At 72.6% G+C, this 15,837-nt stretch carries 14 protein-coding genes; 5 read left to right on the top strand and 9 right to left on the bottom strand.

Annotation, left to right across the window (positions count from 1 at the left end):
- Positions 1-3: 3 nt before the first annotated feature.
- Positions 4-369 (bottom strand): hypothetical protein, encoded by a 366-nt coding sequence (locus LY13_RS04915; protein WP_253826967.1) that lies wholly within the window; start codon positions 367-369, stop codon positions 4-6.
- 78 nt (positions 370-447) lie between these two features.
- On the opposite strand from LY13_RS04915, the gene LY13_RS04910 reads away from it, so the two are divergent.
- Positions 448-1,851 (top strand): class II 3-deoxy-7-phosphoheptulonate synthase, encoded by a 1,404-nt coding sequence (locus LY13_RS04910; protein ID WP_253826966.1) that lies wholly within the window; start codon positions 448-450, stop codon positions 1,849-1,851.
- Positions 1,852-1,897: 46 nt separating this feature from the next.
- Here LY13_RS04910 and LY13_RS04905 read toward each other — a convergent pair whose 3' ends face one another.
- Both LY13_RS04905 and pknB read right to left on the bottom strand, forming a co-directional pair.
- On the bottom strand, positions 1,898-3,217 hold the full coding sequence (locus LY13_RS04905; protein ID WP_253826964.1) for a wax ester/triacylglycerol synthase family O-acyltransferase: 1,320 nt from the start codon (positions 3,215-3,217) through the stop codon (positions 1,898-1,900).
- A 189-nt stretch (positions 3,218-3,406) separates the two neighbouring features.
- Positions 3,407-5,422 carry a Stk1 family PASTA domain-containing Ser/Thr kinase gene (gene pknB, locus LY13_RS04900; protein WP_253826963.1) on the bottom strand — a complete coding sequence of 672 codons (2,016 nt, stop codon included), beginning with the start codon at positions 5,420-5,422 and terminating at the stop codon, positions 3,407-3,409.
- 107 nt (positions 5,423-5,529) lie between these two features.
- Here pknB and LY13_RS04895 point away from each other — a divergent pair, with 107 nt between their 5' ends.
- Positions 5,530-5,898, top strand: coding sequence for an Rv2175c family DNA-binding protein (locus tag LY13_RS04895; RefSeq protein WP_253826961.1), 369 nt, complete (start codon positions 5,530-5,532; stop codon positions 5,896-5,898).
- 46 nt (positions 5,899-5,944) lie between these two features.
- Here LY13_RS04895 and LY13_RS04890 read toward each other — a convergent pair whose 3' ends face one another.
- Positions 5,945-6,493 (bottom strand): CGNR zinc finger domain-containing protein, encoded by a 549-nt coding sequence (locus LY13_RS04890; protein WP_253826959.1) that lies wholly within the window; start codon positions 6,491-6,493, stop codon positions 5,945-5,947.
- Positions 6,494-6,516: 23 nt separating this feature from the next.
- On the opposite strand from LY13_RS04890, the gene LY13_RS04885 reads away from it, so the two are divergent.
- Positions 6,517-7,710: an MFS transporter gene (locus LY13_RS04885; RefSeq protein ID WP_253826957.1), complete on the top strand. Its 1,194-nt coding sequence runs from the start codon at positions 6,517-6,519 to the stop codon at positions 7,708-7,710.
- Here the strand turns inward: LY13_RS04885 and LY13_RS04880 are convergent.
- Positions 7,665-8,675, bottom strand: coding sequence for a helix-turn-helix transcriptional regulator (locus tag LY13_RS04880; protein ID WP_253826956.1), 1,011 nt, complete (start codon positions 8,673-8,675; stop codon positions 7,665-7,667). The two genes, LY13_RS04885 and LY13_RS04880, sit on opposite strands and share 46 nt — an antisense overlap.
- Before the next feature lie 88 nt (positions 8,676-8,763).
- Here LY13_RS04880 and LY13_RS04875 point away from each other — a divergent pair, with 88 nt between their 5' ends.
- A complete protein-coding gene (locus LY13_RS04875; protein ID WP_253826951.1) occupies positions 8,764-9,558 on the top strand; it encodes a class I SAM-dependent methyltransferase in 795 nt (264 codons plus the stop codon).
- 99 nt (positions 9,559-9,657) lie between these two features.
- Here the strand turns inward: LY13_RS04875 and LY13_RS04870 are convergent, their stop codons facing one another.
- The 4 genes from LY13_RS04870 to LY13_RS04855 all read right to left on the bottom strand — a co-directional run bounded on the left by LY13_RS04870 (position 9,658) and on the right by LY13_RS04855 (position 14,012).
- Entirely contained in the window at positions 9,658-10,437 is a 780-nt protein-coding gene (locus LY13_RS04870) for an LLM class F420-dependent oxidoreductase (protein ID WP_253826950.1), read from the bottom strand.
- Positions 10,434-11,330, bottom strand: coding sequence for a phytoene/squalene synthase family protein (locus tag LY13_RS04865; protein ID WP_253826947.1), 897 nt, complete (start codon positions 11,328-11,330; stop codon positions 10,434-10,436). Before LY13_RS04865 ends, LY13_RS04870 begins: the two co-directional genes overlap by 4 nt.
- The gene (gene crtI / locus LY13_RS04860; protein ID WP_253826945.1) at positions 11,327-12,841 is read right to left on the bottom strand and encodes a phytoene desaturase family protein; all 1,515 of its coding nucleotides are present in this window, start codon (positions 12,839-12,841) and stop codon (positions 11,327-11,329) included. Before crtI ends, LY13_RS04865 begins: the two co-directional genes overlap by 4 nt.
- Positions 12,842-12,926: 85 nt before the next feature.
- On the bottom strand, positions 12,927-14,012 hold the full coding sequence (locus LY13_RS04855; protein ID WP_253826943.1) for a polyprenyl synthetase family protein: 1,086 nt from the start codon (positions 14,010-14,012) through the stop codon (positions 12,927-12,929).
- A gap of 159 nt (positions 14,013-14,171) precedes the next feature.
- Between LY13_RS04855 and LY13_RS04850 the strand changes: the two genes are divergently transcribed.
- A complete protein-coding gene (locus LY13_RS04850) occupies positions 14,172-15,827 on the top strand; it encodes a DUF885 domain-containing protein (RefSeq protein ID WP_253826942.1) in 1,656 nt (551 codons plus the stop codon).
- Positions 15,828-15,837: the final 10 nt, after the last annotated feature.

Below are 15,837 nucleotides of genomic sequence, written 5' to 3'. Positions count from 1 at the left end.
GGTTCAGCGCGCGTCGTCCGCGGCGGACCGGTCGCCGATTCCGTGTCCGCCGTGGACGACGGCGTGTGCGACCTTCTCGTACGCCTGCTTGTAGGGAGCGAGGTTCGCCTTGCGGCGACGGTGGGCACGCGTCAGGCCGACGACGCCGACCGTCGCCAGTTCGGCGAGCCCGACCCAGATGCCGGCGACCACGGCCGCGGTGGTGCCACCGTCGCCCAGCAGTCGCCCGGTGGCCATGGCGACGACGATCAGCGTCAGGAACGGCAGGGTGAACAGAGCAGCCCAGCGGTTGCCTACGTAGCGCTGGCCGAGTCGCTGGAGGGCCCCCTGCTGACCAGAGACACGCGGTTGGCTCGCTCGAGCGGACACGACGTTCGGATCGAAGTGCTGTAGGAGATCTCCAGGTCCCCGACCCGGGGCGGGGCCGTCCCGGCATGTGACATTCGTATGCTGAGGGGCGTGAACTGGACTGTGGACGTCCCCCTCGACGCATTGCCCTCGCTGCCGCCGCTGCCCGCCCCGTTGCGTGAGCAGCTCGACGACGCGCTCGCCCGGCCCGCCGCGCAGCAGCCGGAATGGCCCGACGCCGACAACGTCACGGGCGTGCGGTCGCTGCTCGAAAGCGTGCCGCCGATCACCATGCCCGCCGAGGTCGACCGGCTCCGCGAGCGGCTCGCCATGGTGGCCCGCGGCGAGGCGTTCCTGCTGCAGGGCGGTGACTGCGCCGAGACGTTCGAGTCCAACACCGAACCGCACATCCGCGCCAACCTGCGCACGCTGCTGCAGATGGCCGTCGTGCTCACCTACGGCGCCAGCCTGCCGGTGGTGAAGGTCGGCCGGATCGCCGGGCAGTACGCCAAGCCGCGGTCGAACTCGACCGACGCGCTCGGGCTGCCCGTCTACCGCGGCGACATCGTCAACTCGCTGGCCCCCGAGCCCGAGCTGCGCGTGCCCGACCCCGGCCGCATGATCCGCGCGTACGCCAACGCGGGCGCCACGATGAACCTGGTCCGCGCCCTCACCGGTGCCGGCATGGCCGACCTGGCCCAGGTGCACGACTGGAACAAGGACTTCGTCCGCACCTCGCCTGCGGGCGAGCGTTACGAGGCCCTGGCCGCCGAGATCGACCGCGGCCTGCGGTTCATGTCGGCATGCGGCGTGCAGGACAGCTCGCTGCACAGCACCGAGATCTTCGCCAGCCACGAGGCGCTGCTGCTCGACTACGAACGCGCCATGCTGCGCCTCGACGAACCGGCCTCGCCCGACGCGCAGCTGTACAACCTCTCGTCGCACTTCCTGTGGATCGGCGAGCGAACCCGGCAACTCGACGGTGCGCACATCGCGTTCGCCGAGATGCTCGCCAACCCGATCGGCCTCAAGATCGGCCCGACCACCACGCCGGAACAGGCCGTCGAATACGTCGAACGCCTGGACCCGCGCAACGAGCCGGGCAGGCTCACGCTGATCGCGCGCATGGGCAACGGCAAGGTCCGCGAGGTGCTGCCCGGGATCGTGGAGAAGGTCGAAAGCTCCGGCCACAAGGTCATCTGGCAGTGCGACCCCATGCACGGCAACACGCACGAGACGTCCAACGGCTACAAGACGCGGCACTTCGACCGGGTCGTCGACGAGGTGCAGGGCTTCTTCGAGGTCCACAACCGGCTCGGCAGCTACCCGGGCGGTGTGCACATCGAACTGACCGGCGAGGACGTCACCGAATGCCTCGGCGGCGCACAGGACATCTCCGATCTCGACCTGTCCGGACGCTACGAGACCGCCTGCGACCCGCGGCTCAACACCCAGCAGTCGCTCGAGCTGGCCTTCCTCGTCGCGGAGATGCTTCGCTCCTGACTCGCCGTCCCGGGCCGGGGCGGACACGCACCCGGCCCGGAACCGGTCACGACTCCAGCTGCAACAGCGTCATCGACTTGCTCACGGCGTCGGCCAGCGACCCCACGTCGCTGACGGCGTGCCCGTTCGCCTGCAGGCCCACGTGCACGCCGTCGCGATACGTCGCCACCGCGATGCCCACCGACTGGTGCGGCGCCAACGGCACGAACGGATACACCTCCCGCAGCCGCGCGCCCGCCAGCGACAACGGGATGCTCGGCACCGGAACGGTCGTCACGACCGTGTCGAACAGCAGCGGCGCCGCCTGCCCCGCCGCCTTCGCGGCCAGCCGGTGCAGCCCCGCCGGAAGCCTGCCGGCCAGCACCGGCAGCGCACCCGCGCCGCGCGTCGGACCGGCCTCCTTGTTGCGCGCCATCGCCTCGCGCACCAGCCGCAGCCGCTCCACCGGATCGTCCACCTCAACGGGCAGGTCGCACAGATAGCCGGACAGGCTGTTGCCCGCATCCCCGCCGTTGCGCCCGCGGAGGCTCACCGGCACGAGCGCGCGCAACGACCGTGCGTCCGCGCGCTGCCCCCGGTTGATCATCCACTCTCGCAGCGCGCCCGCGAGCACGGCGAGCACGACGTCGTGGGTGGTGCCGCCGTGCGCGCGGCGGACCGCGCGGAGGTCGCCCGCGGGCAACCGGACGAGGCCGATGCGGCGGCTCGGCGAGTTGACGGTCGCCGTCGGCGACAGCGGATACGGACGCGCCGACGTCACGATCGACCCGGCGATGCTCGCCGACTCGGCGGCCTGGCCGAGCAACGCCGTCGCCGACTCCGTCACCGCGCCGAGCGGGGACCGCGGCTTCTCCTCGGGCTCCTCGTCGACGGGCCTGCGCTGCCACGGCAGCGTGATGTCGTCGAGCAGTGCCAGCGCGAGTTCGACCGCACCCATGCCGTCGGCGAGCGCGTGGTGGAACTTCACCAGCAGCGCGAAATCCCCGTCCGGCAGGCCCGTCACGAGCTGGACACTCCACAACGGACGGTCGAGGTCGAGCGGTTCGGCGATCCAGTGTTCGGCGAACGTCGCGAGCGGATCGGGCGCGTACCGGTCGTACAGGCTGCTGACGGCGACGTGACGTCCCGGATCGAACGCCGGGTCGTCCTCCCAGTGGGCGCCGCTGAACGGGAGGAGGCCGGTCCGCACCCGGCGGCGGAGCCGGGGCATGCGGGCGGCGCGTTCGGCGAGCAGCCCCGCGACGTGGTCGGCGTCCCACTCCCGCCTGGGGCGGAACGTCGCGACCGCGCCCATGTGCATCGGCGTCGCGTCGCCTTCCAGGCAGAGGAAGGCCGTGTCGAGTGCGCTGAGCCGTTCCGGTGCCATAGGAGTCTCCCGGAAGATGGTGTGCATGCGGCTGGGTCTCAGTGCACCAGCCGCGCGTGACGCCGACGTGGTCGTGGTGTTACCGACCCGGAAACGTCCGGCAGGGCTGGTCGTGGTCCCCGCCGACGTTGTCGGCGCATCCCACCGCGCGACTTGAGGGGTGTGGGTGCGACGTCACACTATCGCCGGTCACGGCAGCGTCGAGAGGGCCACCTCGGAACCCTGCTCGACCCGCGTGCCCGGTTCGGGATTCTGGCCGACGACCACCACGAACCGGCCGCCGCCGAGGCCGCCGTCGTCGTCACCGCCGGAATCGCCCGCGATCCTCAGCCCCGCGTCGGACAGCAGTTGCCGCGCATCCCGCAGCGGCCTGCCCTTCACGTCCGGCACGTCGACCGCGTTGGACACGTACACGCCGATGCGGCTGCCCTGGTCGACCGTCTCGCCGTTCGCGGGCTCGGTGCGCACGACGTGCCCGCCCGCCACGTCGGCGGAGAACTCCTCGCCCGCGTCGTACGGTTCGAAACCGGCCTCCTGCAGCGTCGTGAACGCCTGGTCGCGGGGCATGCCGGCCACCGAGGGAACGGGCAGCGGCTCCGGGCCCTTCGAGACGACGATGGCGACGTTCGTGCCGATGTTGACCTGGGTGCCGGGCTGCGGTGACACCGAGATGACCGCGCCCTGCTGGACGTCGGTGCTGTACTGGTCGGTGCTCTCGTCGCGGGTCGGCGTCAGCTGGGCCTGTTTGATCGCCTGCTGCGCCTGTTCCACGGAGATGCCTTGCTGAATGTCCGGCACCACCGGCTTGCCGAGCGACATCATCACCGTCACCTGGTCGCCCTGCAGGGCCTGCGCACCCGCGGGTGGGTCGGTGCGGATGCTCGTGCCGCTCGGCACCGTGTTGTGCCGCTCCTCCTCGAACGTCGGCGTCAGCTCCGCGTCGCGGAGAGCCTGTGCGGCCTGCTGCCGGTCCATGCCGGAGATGTCGGGCACGCCGACGTAGCGGCCCGACAGCAGCCACCAGCCTCCGGCTCCGACGCCGGCCACCAGCAGCAGTGCCGCCACGAGCCAGAGCGCGAGCCACCCACCGCTTCGCCGCGGCGTCGCGGGTTCCTCCTCCCCGGGAGCGTCGGGGGCCGCGGGGGACGTGGCAGCCGCGGACCGGGGAAGGGCCTGGGTTCCGGTCGGCCCGCCTGCCGTCGGAGCGGTCACCGCCTGCATCGCGGGGACGGTGCGCTCGGCGTCCGATTCGGGCGCGGCCTGTGCCGACGGCGACGACGGATGCTGGGGGTGCCGCTGCGCAGGGACGGGCACCGCGGTGCGCTGGATGCCCAGCTGACCACGGATCTCGCGGAGCTGTTCCAGGAACGACGTCGCGTCGGCGGGACGGGCCTCGGCGTCCCTGCGGGTCGCGCGGAGCACGAGCTCGTCGAGCGCGGGCGGCAGGTCGCTGCGGGACGCGCTCGGTGCGGGGACGTCGTCGTTGACGTGGCGGTAGGCCACGGAGATCGGCGTGTCCGCGGTGTAGGGCACGTGCCCCGTGAGCATCTCGTACAGCAGGATGCCCACCGAGTAGACGTCGCCGCGCTCGCCCGCCGAGCCGCTGGTGACCTGCTCGGGAGACAGGTACGCGACGGTGCCGAGGATGACGCTGCCCGTCGTGTTGGCCGTGGCGGAGACCGCGCGGACCAGGCCGAAGTCGCCGACCTTCACCACGCCGCTGCCCGCTTGGCCGCCCCGGCCGATGAGCACGTTCTCGGGTTTGACGTCCCGGTGCACCAGTCCCGCGGCGTGGGCGGCGCCGAGCGCGGAGAGCACGTCCTCGGCGATCGTCAGCACCTGCGGCAGGGTGAGGGCGCCGCGTTCGTCGAGCAGGTCGCGCAGCGTGCCGCCGTCGACGAGCTCCATGACGAGGAACGCGCGCCGCTGCTCACCGCCCGGCGTGTCGTCGAACCCCTGGTCGTGGACGGCGACCACGTGCGGATGGTGCAGTTTCGCCGCCGATCGGGCCTCGCGTTCGAACCGTTCGACGAAGCTGCGGTCGTCGGCGAATCGCGAGTCCATGATCTTGATGGCCACGGGCCGGTCGAGTCGGGTGTCGAGCCCCCGGTAGACCGACGACATGCCGCCGCGGGCGAGTAGCCCGTCCAGGCGGTACCGCCGGTCGAGCAGCGCTCCGGCGAGATTTTCGTCCGTCCGTGTCACACCGTGGGATCCTACGGCCGGGCGATGCCGGTGGTGTCCGGTGTCCCCGCTACGCCATTAGCCTGGCACGACACCTCCGCGGCGTGGCGTGTGGCAGGGTGGAGCACGTGAGTGCAATCCCTCTGGCTGACGATGTGCTCGATGCCGACGTCGCGGTCGTACCCGTGGCCGAGGTCGCGGAGACGCTGAACGTGGCGCAGAACAAGGTTCGGCAGATGCTCCGGGACGGTCACCTCATCGCCGTCCGCCGGGACGGCGACCTGATGATTCCCGGCGATTTCCTGCGGGACGGGGCCGTGATCAAGGGCCTCGCCGGCACGATCACCGTGCTGTCGGACGCCGGTTTCACCCGTACGGAGATGCTGCGCTGGCTGTTCGCCGAAGACGAGTCGCTGCCCGGTACGACACCGATCAACGCCCTGCGCACCAGTCACGGCACCGAGGTCAAGCGCCGCGCCCAGGCGATGGCGTTCTGACGGGCGATTCCACTCCGGCCGCGCGGACGACGGCGCCGCGCGGCCCTCACTCGCGCCTGCGGTGCGCCGCGACACGTTCGCGGGTCGCACACCGCGTGGAGCAGTAGCGCCGCGGACTCCCGCCGCCGAGTTCGGCGAACGCCCTGCGGCAACTCGCCGAGGCGCACAGTCCTCCCGGCGCGTGTTGCCGGTCCGCGAGCAGGTTCGCCAGTGCCAGGCAGGACGAGGCGATCAGCCACTCGTCCCACGGCGCGTCGTCGTGGGAGTCCACGTGCACGTGCCACGGGTGCGCTCCCTCGTGAGTGGTCAGCCGCGGCGGACGGGCGTGACGGACGAGCAGCTCGTTGAGAGCGTCGGCCGCCGCCGTGACCGTGGTCGCCGCGAACACCGTGCGCAACCGCTGTGCGGCCTCGCGTAGGCGGGGAAGGTCCGCCGCGGTGAGGTCGAGCGGTTCCTGTTCGCCGTGCGACACGAGAACCGCGCGCACCGCTTCCACGTCGGGTTCGCCGGTCAGAAGCACGTTCACCAGATCGGCGGCCCGCGTCGCGGCCGCGCGTGCGGAACTGCCGAGTGGTCGGTCGTCGCGTCCTGGCACGATCACAGTGTAACGTCTCGTATGTGTCAGGGCGTTACTCGTGGCCTCGATGTGGCCTGCCCGGGTACCTCGCCGGGGCGCTCGCGGCGCGCACCGGCGACGAGATGTCCGGTCCCGCGCTGCTGCTGGCGGCCGTCGCCGTGACCGGTTCGATCACACAGGGCCCGGCCGTACTGACGGCGTTGACGGCGGCCGCGGCAGTGGGCGGTCCCGTGATCGGCGTACTGCTGGACCGCACCGGCAGACCCGGCCCCGTGCTGGCCGGGGCTCTCGCGGGCTACGCCGCGGGGCTCGGCCTCGTGGTCCTGTGCCTCGGCCACGTGTCCGCACCCGTCGCCGTGGCCGCAGCGGTGCCTGCCGGACTGCTCAGCCCCGTGGTCGCGGGTGGCTGGTCGTCGCAGCTGCCCGCCGTCGCCGGATCCGGCCTCGACCGCGCGAGCAGGCTCGACGCGATGACCTTCAGCGTCGCGAGCCTCGCCGGCCCAGCGGTGGCGGGCCTCGTCGGCGGACAGGCGGGCGTCGTGGTGTCGGTGGCGGTCGTGGCCGTCGGCGTGCCTGCGGCCCTGGGGCTGCCGTCCGCCAGTGCCGGTCGCGGGCGCGGGTCGATGCCGGGTTCCCGCGTGCGCACGGAGGTCGTCGCCGGGCTGCGCGCGATCGCGGGGAGCACGTCCCTGTCGCGCGCGACCACCGTGTCGGTCGTGTCGTACGTCGGGGTCGGCATGTTCGTCGTGTGCTGTCCTGTGCTGGGGATGCGGTGGTTCGGCGACGCGGACCGCGGCGCGCTGCTGCTGGCAGTCCTCGCTGCGACCGGACTGCTCGCCAACGCCGTGCTGGCGCGCCTGAAACGGCAGCCGCGGCCCGATTCGACGCTCCTGGTGAGCACCTTCGTGCTCGGCGGCGGTGTCCTCCTGGCGGTCGCACCCGGCCCCGGTTTCGCGATCGCGGCCGCGGCCGTGTGCGGGATCGGTGAGGGACCGCAGCTGGCCGCGTTGTTCGCCGTACGGCACCGCGAGGCGGACGCGGAGGTGCGCGCCCGCGTGTTCATGCTCGGTGCGAGCCTGAAGATCGGTGGGATCGCCGCGGGAACCGCGCTCGCCGGTGCGTTGCTGGCCTGGTCGTTGACGGTGTGTCTCCTCGTCGCGGCGGGGACGCAGCTCCTGGCCGCCGGGCTTTACCCGGTCTGGGACTCGCGCCAGCGCTGCGGGGTGATGCCGTAGCGCTGGCGGAAGCGGCGCACGAGGTACGACGCGTCGCGCAGGCCGGTCCGTGCCGCCACCACCCCGAGCGGCAGGTCGGTCTCCCGGAGCATCCGGCGCACCTCCGTCAGCCTTCGCTCGGTGATCCACTCCAGCAGCGGTCTGCCGGTGCGTTCACGCATCAGCGTGGTCAGATGTCCCGGCGTGTACCCGAGTGCGGACGCGACGTCGGCCGCCGACACCGGCTCCCGGAACGTCTGCTCGATGCGGTCGAACACCCGCTCCACGAGCGCGTCCCGCGTGTCGGGCTGCGGCGGGGCCAGGCGGGCCGCGTCGATCAGTACCTGCGTGAGCAGGCTGGTGACCGCTTCGCGCGCGCCGAGACATTCCGGGGCGGCCAACTCGGCGGCGAGCTCCGCCAGGTGCCGTGACCAGCGGTCGCGGTCGCGTTCGGGGACGAGAGCGGTCGGTGCGTCCGGTGTGAACAGGGCGAGCAGCGGATGTCCGCTCCACGTCAGTGGGGACACCGACGCCAGTGCGGGCACGGCGTCCGGCGTGAACGAGACCGACCACGCACTGCCGTCCGCGGGCGCGGATCCCGCGACCGGGGTCACGGCCCGCCCCGGTGCCAGGGCGAGCACCTCGCCGGTCCGCAGCGGCCGGACGACGCCGTCGACCTCGATCGCGCCGACGTCCCGCTCGACGTACGTCAGCACGAGGAAGTCGTGGGCGTGCCGGTGCTCCGGAGGGGCGGCCGTGTCGTGAGAGCCCGGATCGCCGTCGGCGGGGTCGCACGGGGGTGGGGATCCGAGCCGGGTCACCGTGACGGCGGGCATGCTCGGCGGCTGCTCGTGGCGGTAGACGGGCGTGCCGTCCGGGCGCACGGTCCGCAGCCGTCGGGTGCCGCCCACCTGTCGGCCCGCGGCGTCGGCCGTCGACGTGGTGGAGGCCGCGGCGGATTCCGCATCGCCCGACGAATGTGCCATGCCCACCAAGGTATGTCCTGCCTCGTGGCCGCGAAATGTCCAACCCTGGGATCGGTACACCACACACGCCGACACGGGGAGCGCCGCCATGACCGACGTACGCATCGTCGACGAACGCACCACCGACGAACACGGCCGCCCGTTCCTGCCGGGAATGGGCAAGACCTGGCTGATGCCGATCTACGACCTCTTCTCGCGGGCGCTGGGCGTCGGCGAGCTGCACCGGCGCGGCGTCGACGCCGCGGGCGTCGCACCCGGTCAGGCGGTGCTCGACGTCGGATGCGGCACCGGAAACCTCGCGCTGACGCTGCTCGAGGCCACACCGACGGCGGCGGTCACCGGACTCGACCCCGACGCCGGTGCCCTGCGCCGGGCGGCCCGCAAGGCCCGCAGGCGGCGGGCGTCGCTCACCCTCGCCCAGGGCTACGCCGACCGGCTGCCCTCCGGCGACGGTTCGTTCGACCACGTCGTCTCGGCGTTGGCGCTGCACCACCTCGCCGACGAGGACCGCACGGCGTTCGCCCGCGAGGCCTTCCGCGTGCTGCGGCCGGGCGGCACCGTGACGATCGTCGACTTCGGCGGTCCGTCACCCGGCCCGCAGGACGCCGGGCACGAACACGGCCACGCACACGACCACGGGCACGACCACGGGCACGGCCACGGGCACGGCCGCAGCCCGGTGCAGGCCGTGCGGCGGCTGACACGGCTGCTGCGCGCGACGGCCGAGGAAGAGCCACGAACGGCGCGCAATTACGGCAACGCCCTGGTCGACCTGCTCTCCGGCGCCGGGTTCGCCGACGCCGGAGAGGTCGCCCACGTCGACCGCTCGTTCGGGCGCGTCAGCATCGTGCAGGCCACCCGCGAGGACCCCGCCGCGCCGTAACGCGTCGTCGAGAGGTGGTCGGAGGAATGCCGGGCGCAGAACACGCGAGCCCGAACGCAGAACACGCGTGGCCGGGTGCGGAACACGCGAGTGGAGAGGTCAGCCGTTCTGCGCGTCGCGCCAGGCCAGCCACTTCTTGAGGGTCGACAGGTCGTAGTCCGGCCCGCCGGCACTGACGGTGAACATGGTGATGCCCAGGTCCAGCAGCTGGTCACCCGAGTCCTCGGGGGCGCCCTGGACGCCGACGGAACGTTCGATCGTCGACGGGTCGCGGCCGATGTCGGCGCAGTGGCCGTCGAGCACCGACAGCTTGTGCTTGGCCGTCTCGACGTCGCCGAAGCCGTGCCAGACGTCCGCGTGCCGGGCCACCAGGCGGAGCGTCTTCTTCTCACCGCCACCGCCGATCAGCATCGGGATGTCGCGGGTCGGGGCCGGGTTGAGCTTGCCGAGCCTGCTCTCGATCCGAGGCAGTGCCTCGCCCAGCTCGGCGATGCGGCTGCCCGCGGTGCCGAACTCGTAGCCGTACTCGTCGTAGTCCTTCTGGAACCAGCCCGCGCCGATGCCGAGGATCAGCCGGCCGCCGGAGATGTGGTCGACGGTGCGGGCCATGTCCGCGAGCAGTTCCGGGTTGCGGTAGCTGTTGCACGTGACGAGCGCGCCGATCTCGATCTCCGACGTCTGTTCCGCCCAGGCGCCGAGCATCGTCCAGCACTCGAAGTGCTTGCCGTCCGCGTCGCCGGTGAGGGGGAAGAAGTGGTCCCAGTTGAACAGGATGTCCGCGCCGAGTTCCTCCGCCGCGGCGGCGGTCCGGCGCATCGTGTCGTAGTCGGCGTGCTGTGGCTGCAGCTGCAGTCCAATTCGGACGTTCCTGGAGGTCATGTCACCAGCCTAGTCGCCAACGCCCGTGCGGCAACGCCGCTGCGGCGGGCTTTCCCCACGACCACTCTCCTGTTCACGATGTCGTAATCGGCTCGCGAGATCTCGTCGAGAATTCCGCGGTAGAGAGTCAGTGCCGTTCTCACGCACGGCCTCGACTCGTGCCGTAGCAACGCGACACCGGGCAGGGCGCGCCGATAGACGGCGTGGTTGTGGGCCACGAACCAGCGCAATGCGCGGCGGATGCGGGCGTCGGTGCGGCCGGTCGCGGCGGACCACTCCAACAGGGGACGGTCCACATCGAACGCGGCGAGTTCCTCGGTGGGCAGGTACACGCGGCCGCGGCGCAGATCCTCGCCCACGTCGCGCAGGAAGTTCGTCAGCTGGAACGCCTCGCCCAGCGCGGCGGCGTACGGCTCGGCTTCCTCCCGCGGGGCGGCCGTACCCAGCACCGGCAGCATCTGCAGTCCGATGACACGCGCCGAGCCGTGGACGTACTCGCCGAGCGCGTCGAACGTCGGGTACTCGGTGATGTGCAGGTCCATCCGCATCGAGTGCAGGAACGCGTCGAACCAGGCGCGCCGGAGGCGGTAACGCCGGACCGTGTCGGCCAGTGCCGTCGCGACGGGCCCGGTGACGTCGCGGCCCGCGTAGACGTCGTCGAGCAGTCGCGTGGCGTCGTCGAGGGCCCGGTGCGGATCGCCGCCGGGCAGGTCGACGGCGTCGTCCACCTGCCGCGCGAAGGCGTACAGCGCGTACGTGGCCGGCCTGGCGTGGGCGGGCAGCAGCAACGTGGCGAGGAAGTAGGTGCGGCCGTGCCGCGCTGCGATCCGTCTGCAGACACGGAACGCGGGCGGCAGGGACCGGCCCGTGACGGCGGGGCGTGCGGTACTCACGGTCGTCCGGCCCGCTCCGACGTCGCGCGGCCCGTGATGCGCTCGGCGGCGAGCCGCCCGGAGATCAGCACCGGTGGGATGCCCACGCCGGGCCGGGTACTGGATCCCGCCAGCACGACGTTGGCCGCGCCGCGTACGAGGTTGCCCGGCCGGAACGGCCCGGTCTGGGCCGCCGTGTGCGCGAGCGAGAACGGCGTCCCCGCCGCCATGCCGCGGGCGGCCCAGTCGTGCGGGGTGTCCATGCGATGGAGGTGGAACTCGTCGGCGAACCCGTCGAGGCCACGGGCCTGCAACGTGCGCAGCAGCTCGTCGCGGTAGGCCGGGGCCAGGCGCGGCCAGTCCAGCGGCCCCGTGTGCAGATTCGGCGCGGGCGCGAGCACGGACACGAGCTGCCTGCCGTCGGCGGCGAGCGCAGGGTCGGTCGCCGTGGGACGGGTGACCAGCAGCGACGGATCGGCCATCGGCCTGCCGTCGCGGACGATCTCGCGGAACGTGTCGTGCCAGGCGGCGCCGAAGAAGATCGTGTGGTGGTCCAGCGCGTCCCAGGTGCGCGAGGTCTCGCCGTGCAGGACGACCGCCGACGGCGAGTACCGCGGCCGGACGAGCCTGCGCGGCCGGATGCCGAGCAGCTGGTGGGCTGTGGTCGGCTCGGTCGCGAGCACGACGGTGTCGCATGCGATGCGTTCGCCGTCGCCGGTGCGGACCGCGCGCACCCGGTCGCCGACGCGTTCGAGCCACGCCACGTGGGTGCCGGTACGGACGGTGGCACCGGCCTGGTCGGCCGCGTCGGCCATCGCGGTGGCGATGGCGCCCATCCCACCTTCCGGATACGACACGCCGCCCACGGTGTCCATGAACGGGATGGCGCCGTACGCCCCGAGCGCCCACCGCGGTTCGAGCCCCGCGTACAGCGCCTGGAACGAGAACAGCCTCCGCACCCGGTCGTCGGTCACGAACCCGGCGACCTTCGGCCACAGCCTGCCGAACCCACCGAGCGCGACGAGCCGGGCGAGCGCGGGCCGCGCCTCGGCGCGCAACAGGTCCAGCGGGCTGTCGAAGTTGCCGCCGATGAAGTGTTCCGCCTCGGCCGTGTACAGCTCGGTCATCCACCGGCGCAGCCTGCGATACCCGTCGACCTCCCGCGGCCCGACGACGGCGCGCAGCTCGGCCTCCATCGCCTCGGGCTCGGTGTACAGGTTCAGCGACGAACCGTCGGCGAAGTGTGCCCGGTACGCCGGGTCGAGCCGCGTGAGGGTCAGCCGGTCGGCCGTCTTCTCGCCGACGGCCGCGAACGCCTCGTCGAGCAGCTCCGGCATCGTCAGCACCGTGGCACCCGTGTCGAACGCGTGCCCGCCGATCTCCTCGGTGGCCACGCGGCCGCCGGGCTGTGGCGCGCTGTCCAGCACCGTGACGCGCCTGCCCGCACCGGTCAGGTGCAACGCCGCCGACAGGCCGGACAGGCCCGCACCGACCACGACCACCCGGTCGGTGGCCCCGGACACCGTCCGCATCAGTGCCTCGCCGCCGTCACGTGCGCAGGCCGAAGCGCATCCGGCCTGCATGTCGTCGAGCGGTTCGTCATGGTTGTGCGTCGCATCAGTGGGAGCGCTGGGTCGCCTTGACGGCCAGGTCCGTGAGCCGCTTCGGTGCGGGGTCGGCCAGGCCCGCGGTGTCGAGCGCGGTCAGCGCCGAGTCGGTGAGTGTCTCGATGCGACGTTCCACCTCGGCGACGGCACCGACCTCGGTCAGCACCTCGCGCACCCGTTCGACGGCGGTGTCGGTCAGGTGGGCGTCGCCGAGTGCCGAGTCGATGACGCCCGCCGCCGCGGACCCCGCGCCCGCGTGCTGCAGGCCGAGCGCGACCAGCAGTGTCCGCTTGCCCTCACGCAGGTCGTCGCCTGCGGGTTTGCCGGTGACCTCGGGGTCGCCGAACACGCCGAGCAGGTCGTCACGCAGCTGGAACGCCACGCCGAGGTCGCCGCCGAACGACAGCAGCGGGTCGATCACGTCGTCGCCCGCGCCCGCCAGCGCCGCGCCGAGGTGCAACGGCCGCTGCACCGTGTAGGCGGCCGTCTTGAGCAGGTCGATGCGCAGCGCCGCGTCCACCGACGCGTCGCCCGTCGCCTGGGTGCGCACGTCGAGGTACTGGCCCGCGAGGACCTCCGAGCGCATCGCCCGCCACGCGGGCCGGGCCCGGTGCAGCACGTCGGCGGGCAGGGGAGCGTCGGCGAACATGTCGTCGGCCCACGCGAGCGCCAGGTCGCCGATCAGCACCGCCGCGGCCAGCCCGTACTGCTCGGCCGAGCCGAGCCAGCCGCCCCGGGCGTGCTCGCCCGCGAACGCCACGTGCACCGTCGGCGACCCGCGACGGGAATCGGACGAGTCCAGCACGTCGTCGTGGATCAGTGCGCACGCCTGGATCAGTTCGAGGCTCGACACGGCGCGGAGCACGCCCACCGCGTCGTCGCCGGAGGCCGCGCCGCCTGCCCCGCGCCAGGCCCACCAGGAGAACGTCGGGCGCAGCCGCTTCCCGCCGCCGAGCACGAACGCCCGCAACGCGTCGGTGGCGCCGGTGAACGCGGGTTCGGTCCGCCCGATCGACTCGCTCGCGTCGCGGAGGAACTCGGTCAGCGCCTCGCCGATGGCCGCGGGCAGGTCGGCGTCGAAGTCGGGCTGGGTCATGGCCCCATCGTTCCAGGCGCCGCCGGCGGACCGTGCGGTGCGATCGCCGACTGTGGCGCGCGGAACGACGAACCGGGCACCGGGCAGGTGGCGCGCGCCAGGAGAATCGGCCCGAAACGCCGCGCGACGCGCGCGGGCGTGCGGGTAGCGTGCCGGGCTATGAGCGTGCACGACATTGCCAACCAGTACGTCGACGACTACGCGGCCGCCGACCCGATCGGTGCGACCGCGATGGGGATCGTCGGGTTCGACGACCAGCTGACCGACTACTCGCCCGAGGGGCACGCGAACCGTGCGGCGCTGACCCGCCGTGCGCTGCGCGACATGGAGGCCGCCGAACCCGCCGACGAGGCGGAACGCGTGGCGAAGGCCGTGTTCACCGAACGGGGCCGGGTCGGCGTCGACACCCACGAGGCGGGTCTGGACCTGGCCGACCTGAACGTCATCGCGAGTCCCGTGCAGGACATCCGCCAGGTGTTCGACCTGATGCCGCAGGAGACACCGGAGCAGTGGGAGACGGTCGCCAAGCGCATGGCGGGGGTGCCCGACGCGCTCGACGGCGTGCGCGCGTCCCTGCTCGCCTCCGCCGACGCCGGGCGCGTGCCCGCCATCCGCCAGGTGAGCAAGGTCGCCGAGCAGGCCGAGACGTGGGCCGGGATGAGTGGTGACGGGTACTTCCGGACCCTCGTCGCCGACGCCGACGTGCCCGACTCGCTGCGCGGCGAGCTCGACCACGCGGCGCAGGCGGCCCAGGAGGCCTACGCCGAGTTCGCCGGGTTCCTCCGCGCCGAGCTGGCCCCGGAGGCACGCGAGAAGGATGCCGTGGGCGAGGACGTCTACCGGCTGTCGTCACGCAACTTCGTCGGCGCCGACCTGGACCTGCGGGAGGCCTACGAGTGGGGCTGGGAGGAGTTCTCGCGCGTCGAACGGGAGGCCAAGGAGGTCGCCGAGCGGATCAAGCCGGGCGCCACGCTGGCCGAGGCCGCCGCGGCGCTCGACGCCGACCCGAAGTACCGCGTCACCGGGCAGCGGGCGTTGCGCGAGTGGATGCAGAACCTGTCCGACGAGGCGCTGCGGTCGCTGCGCGGCACGCACTTCGACATCCCCGACGAACTGATGGCGCTGGACTGCCGCATCGCCCCGCCCGGCGGCGGCGTCGGCGCGTACTACAACGGGCCGAGCGAGGACTTCTCCCGTCCCGGCACGATGTGGTGGTCGGTGCCGCCGGACAAGGAGGACTTCTCCACGTGGCGTGAGGTCACGACCGTCTACCACGAGGGCGTCCCCGGTCACCACCTGCAGATCGCCTCGTCGGTGGCCGAGCAGTCGCTGAACCGCTACCAGCGGCTCATGGCCTTCACCTCGGGTCACGCCGAAGGCTGGGCGCTGTACGCCGAGCGGCTCATGCGCGACCTCGGCTACCTGTCCGACGACGGCAACCTGCTCGGCATGCTCGACGCGCACCTGTTCCGCGCCGCACGTGTGATCGTCGACATCGGCATGCACCTCGAGTTGGAGATCCCCGCGGGGACCGGGTTCCACGAGGGCGAGCGGTGGACCCCGGACCTGGGCCTGGAGTTCATGCTCACCCGCACGATCACCGACGCCGACCACGTGCGCGACGAGATCGACCGCTACCTCGGCTGGCCCGGCCAGGCGCCGTCCTACAAGCTCGGCGAGAAGCTGTGGCTGGAAGCGCGGGAGGAGGCCCGGCGCCGTGAGGGCGACGCGTTCGACCTGGCCGCCTTCCACCGCCGCGCACTCCGCATGGGCGGGATGGGCCTGGGCACCCTCCGCGAACTCCTCGTCGGCTGACCTGGCGGGG

This window comes from Prauserella aidingensis, assembly GCF_024171865.1.
Lineage (GTDB): Bacteria > Actinomycetota > Actinomycetes > Mycobacteriales > Pseudonocardiaceae > Prauserella > Prauserella aidingensis.
Note: the sequence above shows the minus strand (reverse complement) of the source record. Positions and strands in the feature narration are given on the sequence as shown.

Excerpts from the sequence above, each read along its gene's own strand:
- LY13_RS04910 (WP_253826966.1), top strand. The coding sequence starts at position 448 with ATGCTGAGGGGCGTGAACTGGACTGTGGACGTCCCCCTCGACGCATTG.
- LY13_RS04905 (WP_253826964.1), bottom strand. The coding sequence starts at position 3,217 with ATGGCACCGGAACGGCTCAGCGCACTCGACACGGCCTTCCTCTGCCTG.
- LY13_RS04880 (WP_253826956.1), bottom strand. The coding sequence starts at position 8,675 with ATGGCACATTCGTCGGGCGATGCGGAATCCGCCGCGGCCTCCACCACG.
- LY13_RS04875 (WP_253826951.1), top strand. The coding sequence starts at position 8,764 with ATGACCGACGTACGCATCGTCGACGAACGCACCACCGACGAACACGGC.
- LY13_RS04870 (WP_253826950.1), bottom strand. The coding sequence starts at position 10,437 with ATGACCTCCAGGAACGTCCGAATTGGACTGCAGCTGCAGCCACAGCAC.
- crtI (WP_253826945.1), bottom strand. The coding sequence starts at position 12,841 with ATGCGGACGGTGTCCGGGGCCACCGACCGGGTGGTCGTGGTCGGTGCG.
- LY13_RS04855 (WP_253826943.1), bottom strand. The coding sequence starts at position 14,012 with ATGACCCAGCCCGACTTCGACGCCGACCTGCCCGCGGCCATCGGCGAG.
- LY13_RS04850 (WP_253826942.1), top strand. The coding sequence starts at position 14,172 with ATGAGCGTGCACGACATTGCCAACCAGTACGTCGACGACTACGCGGCC.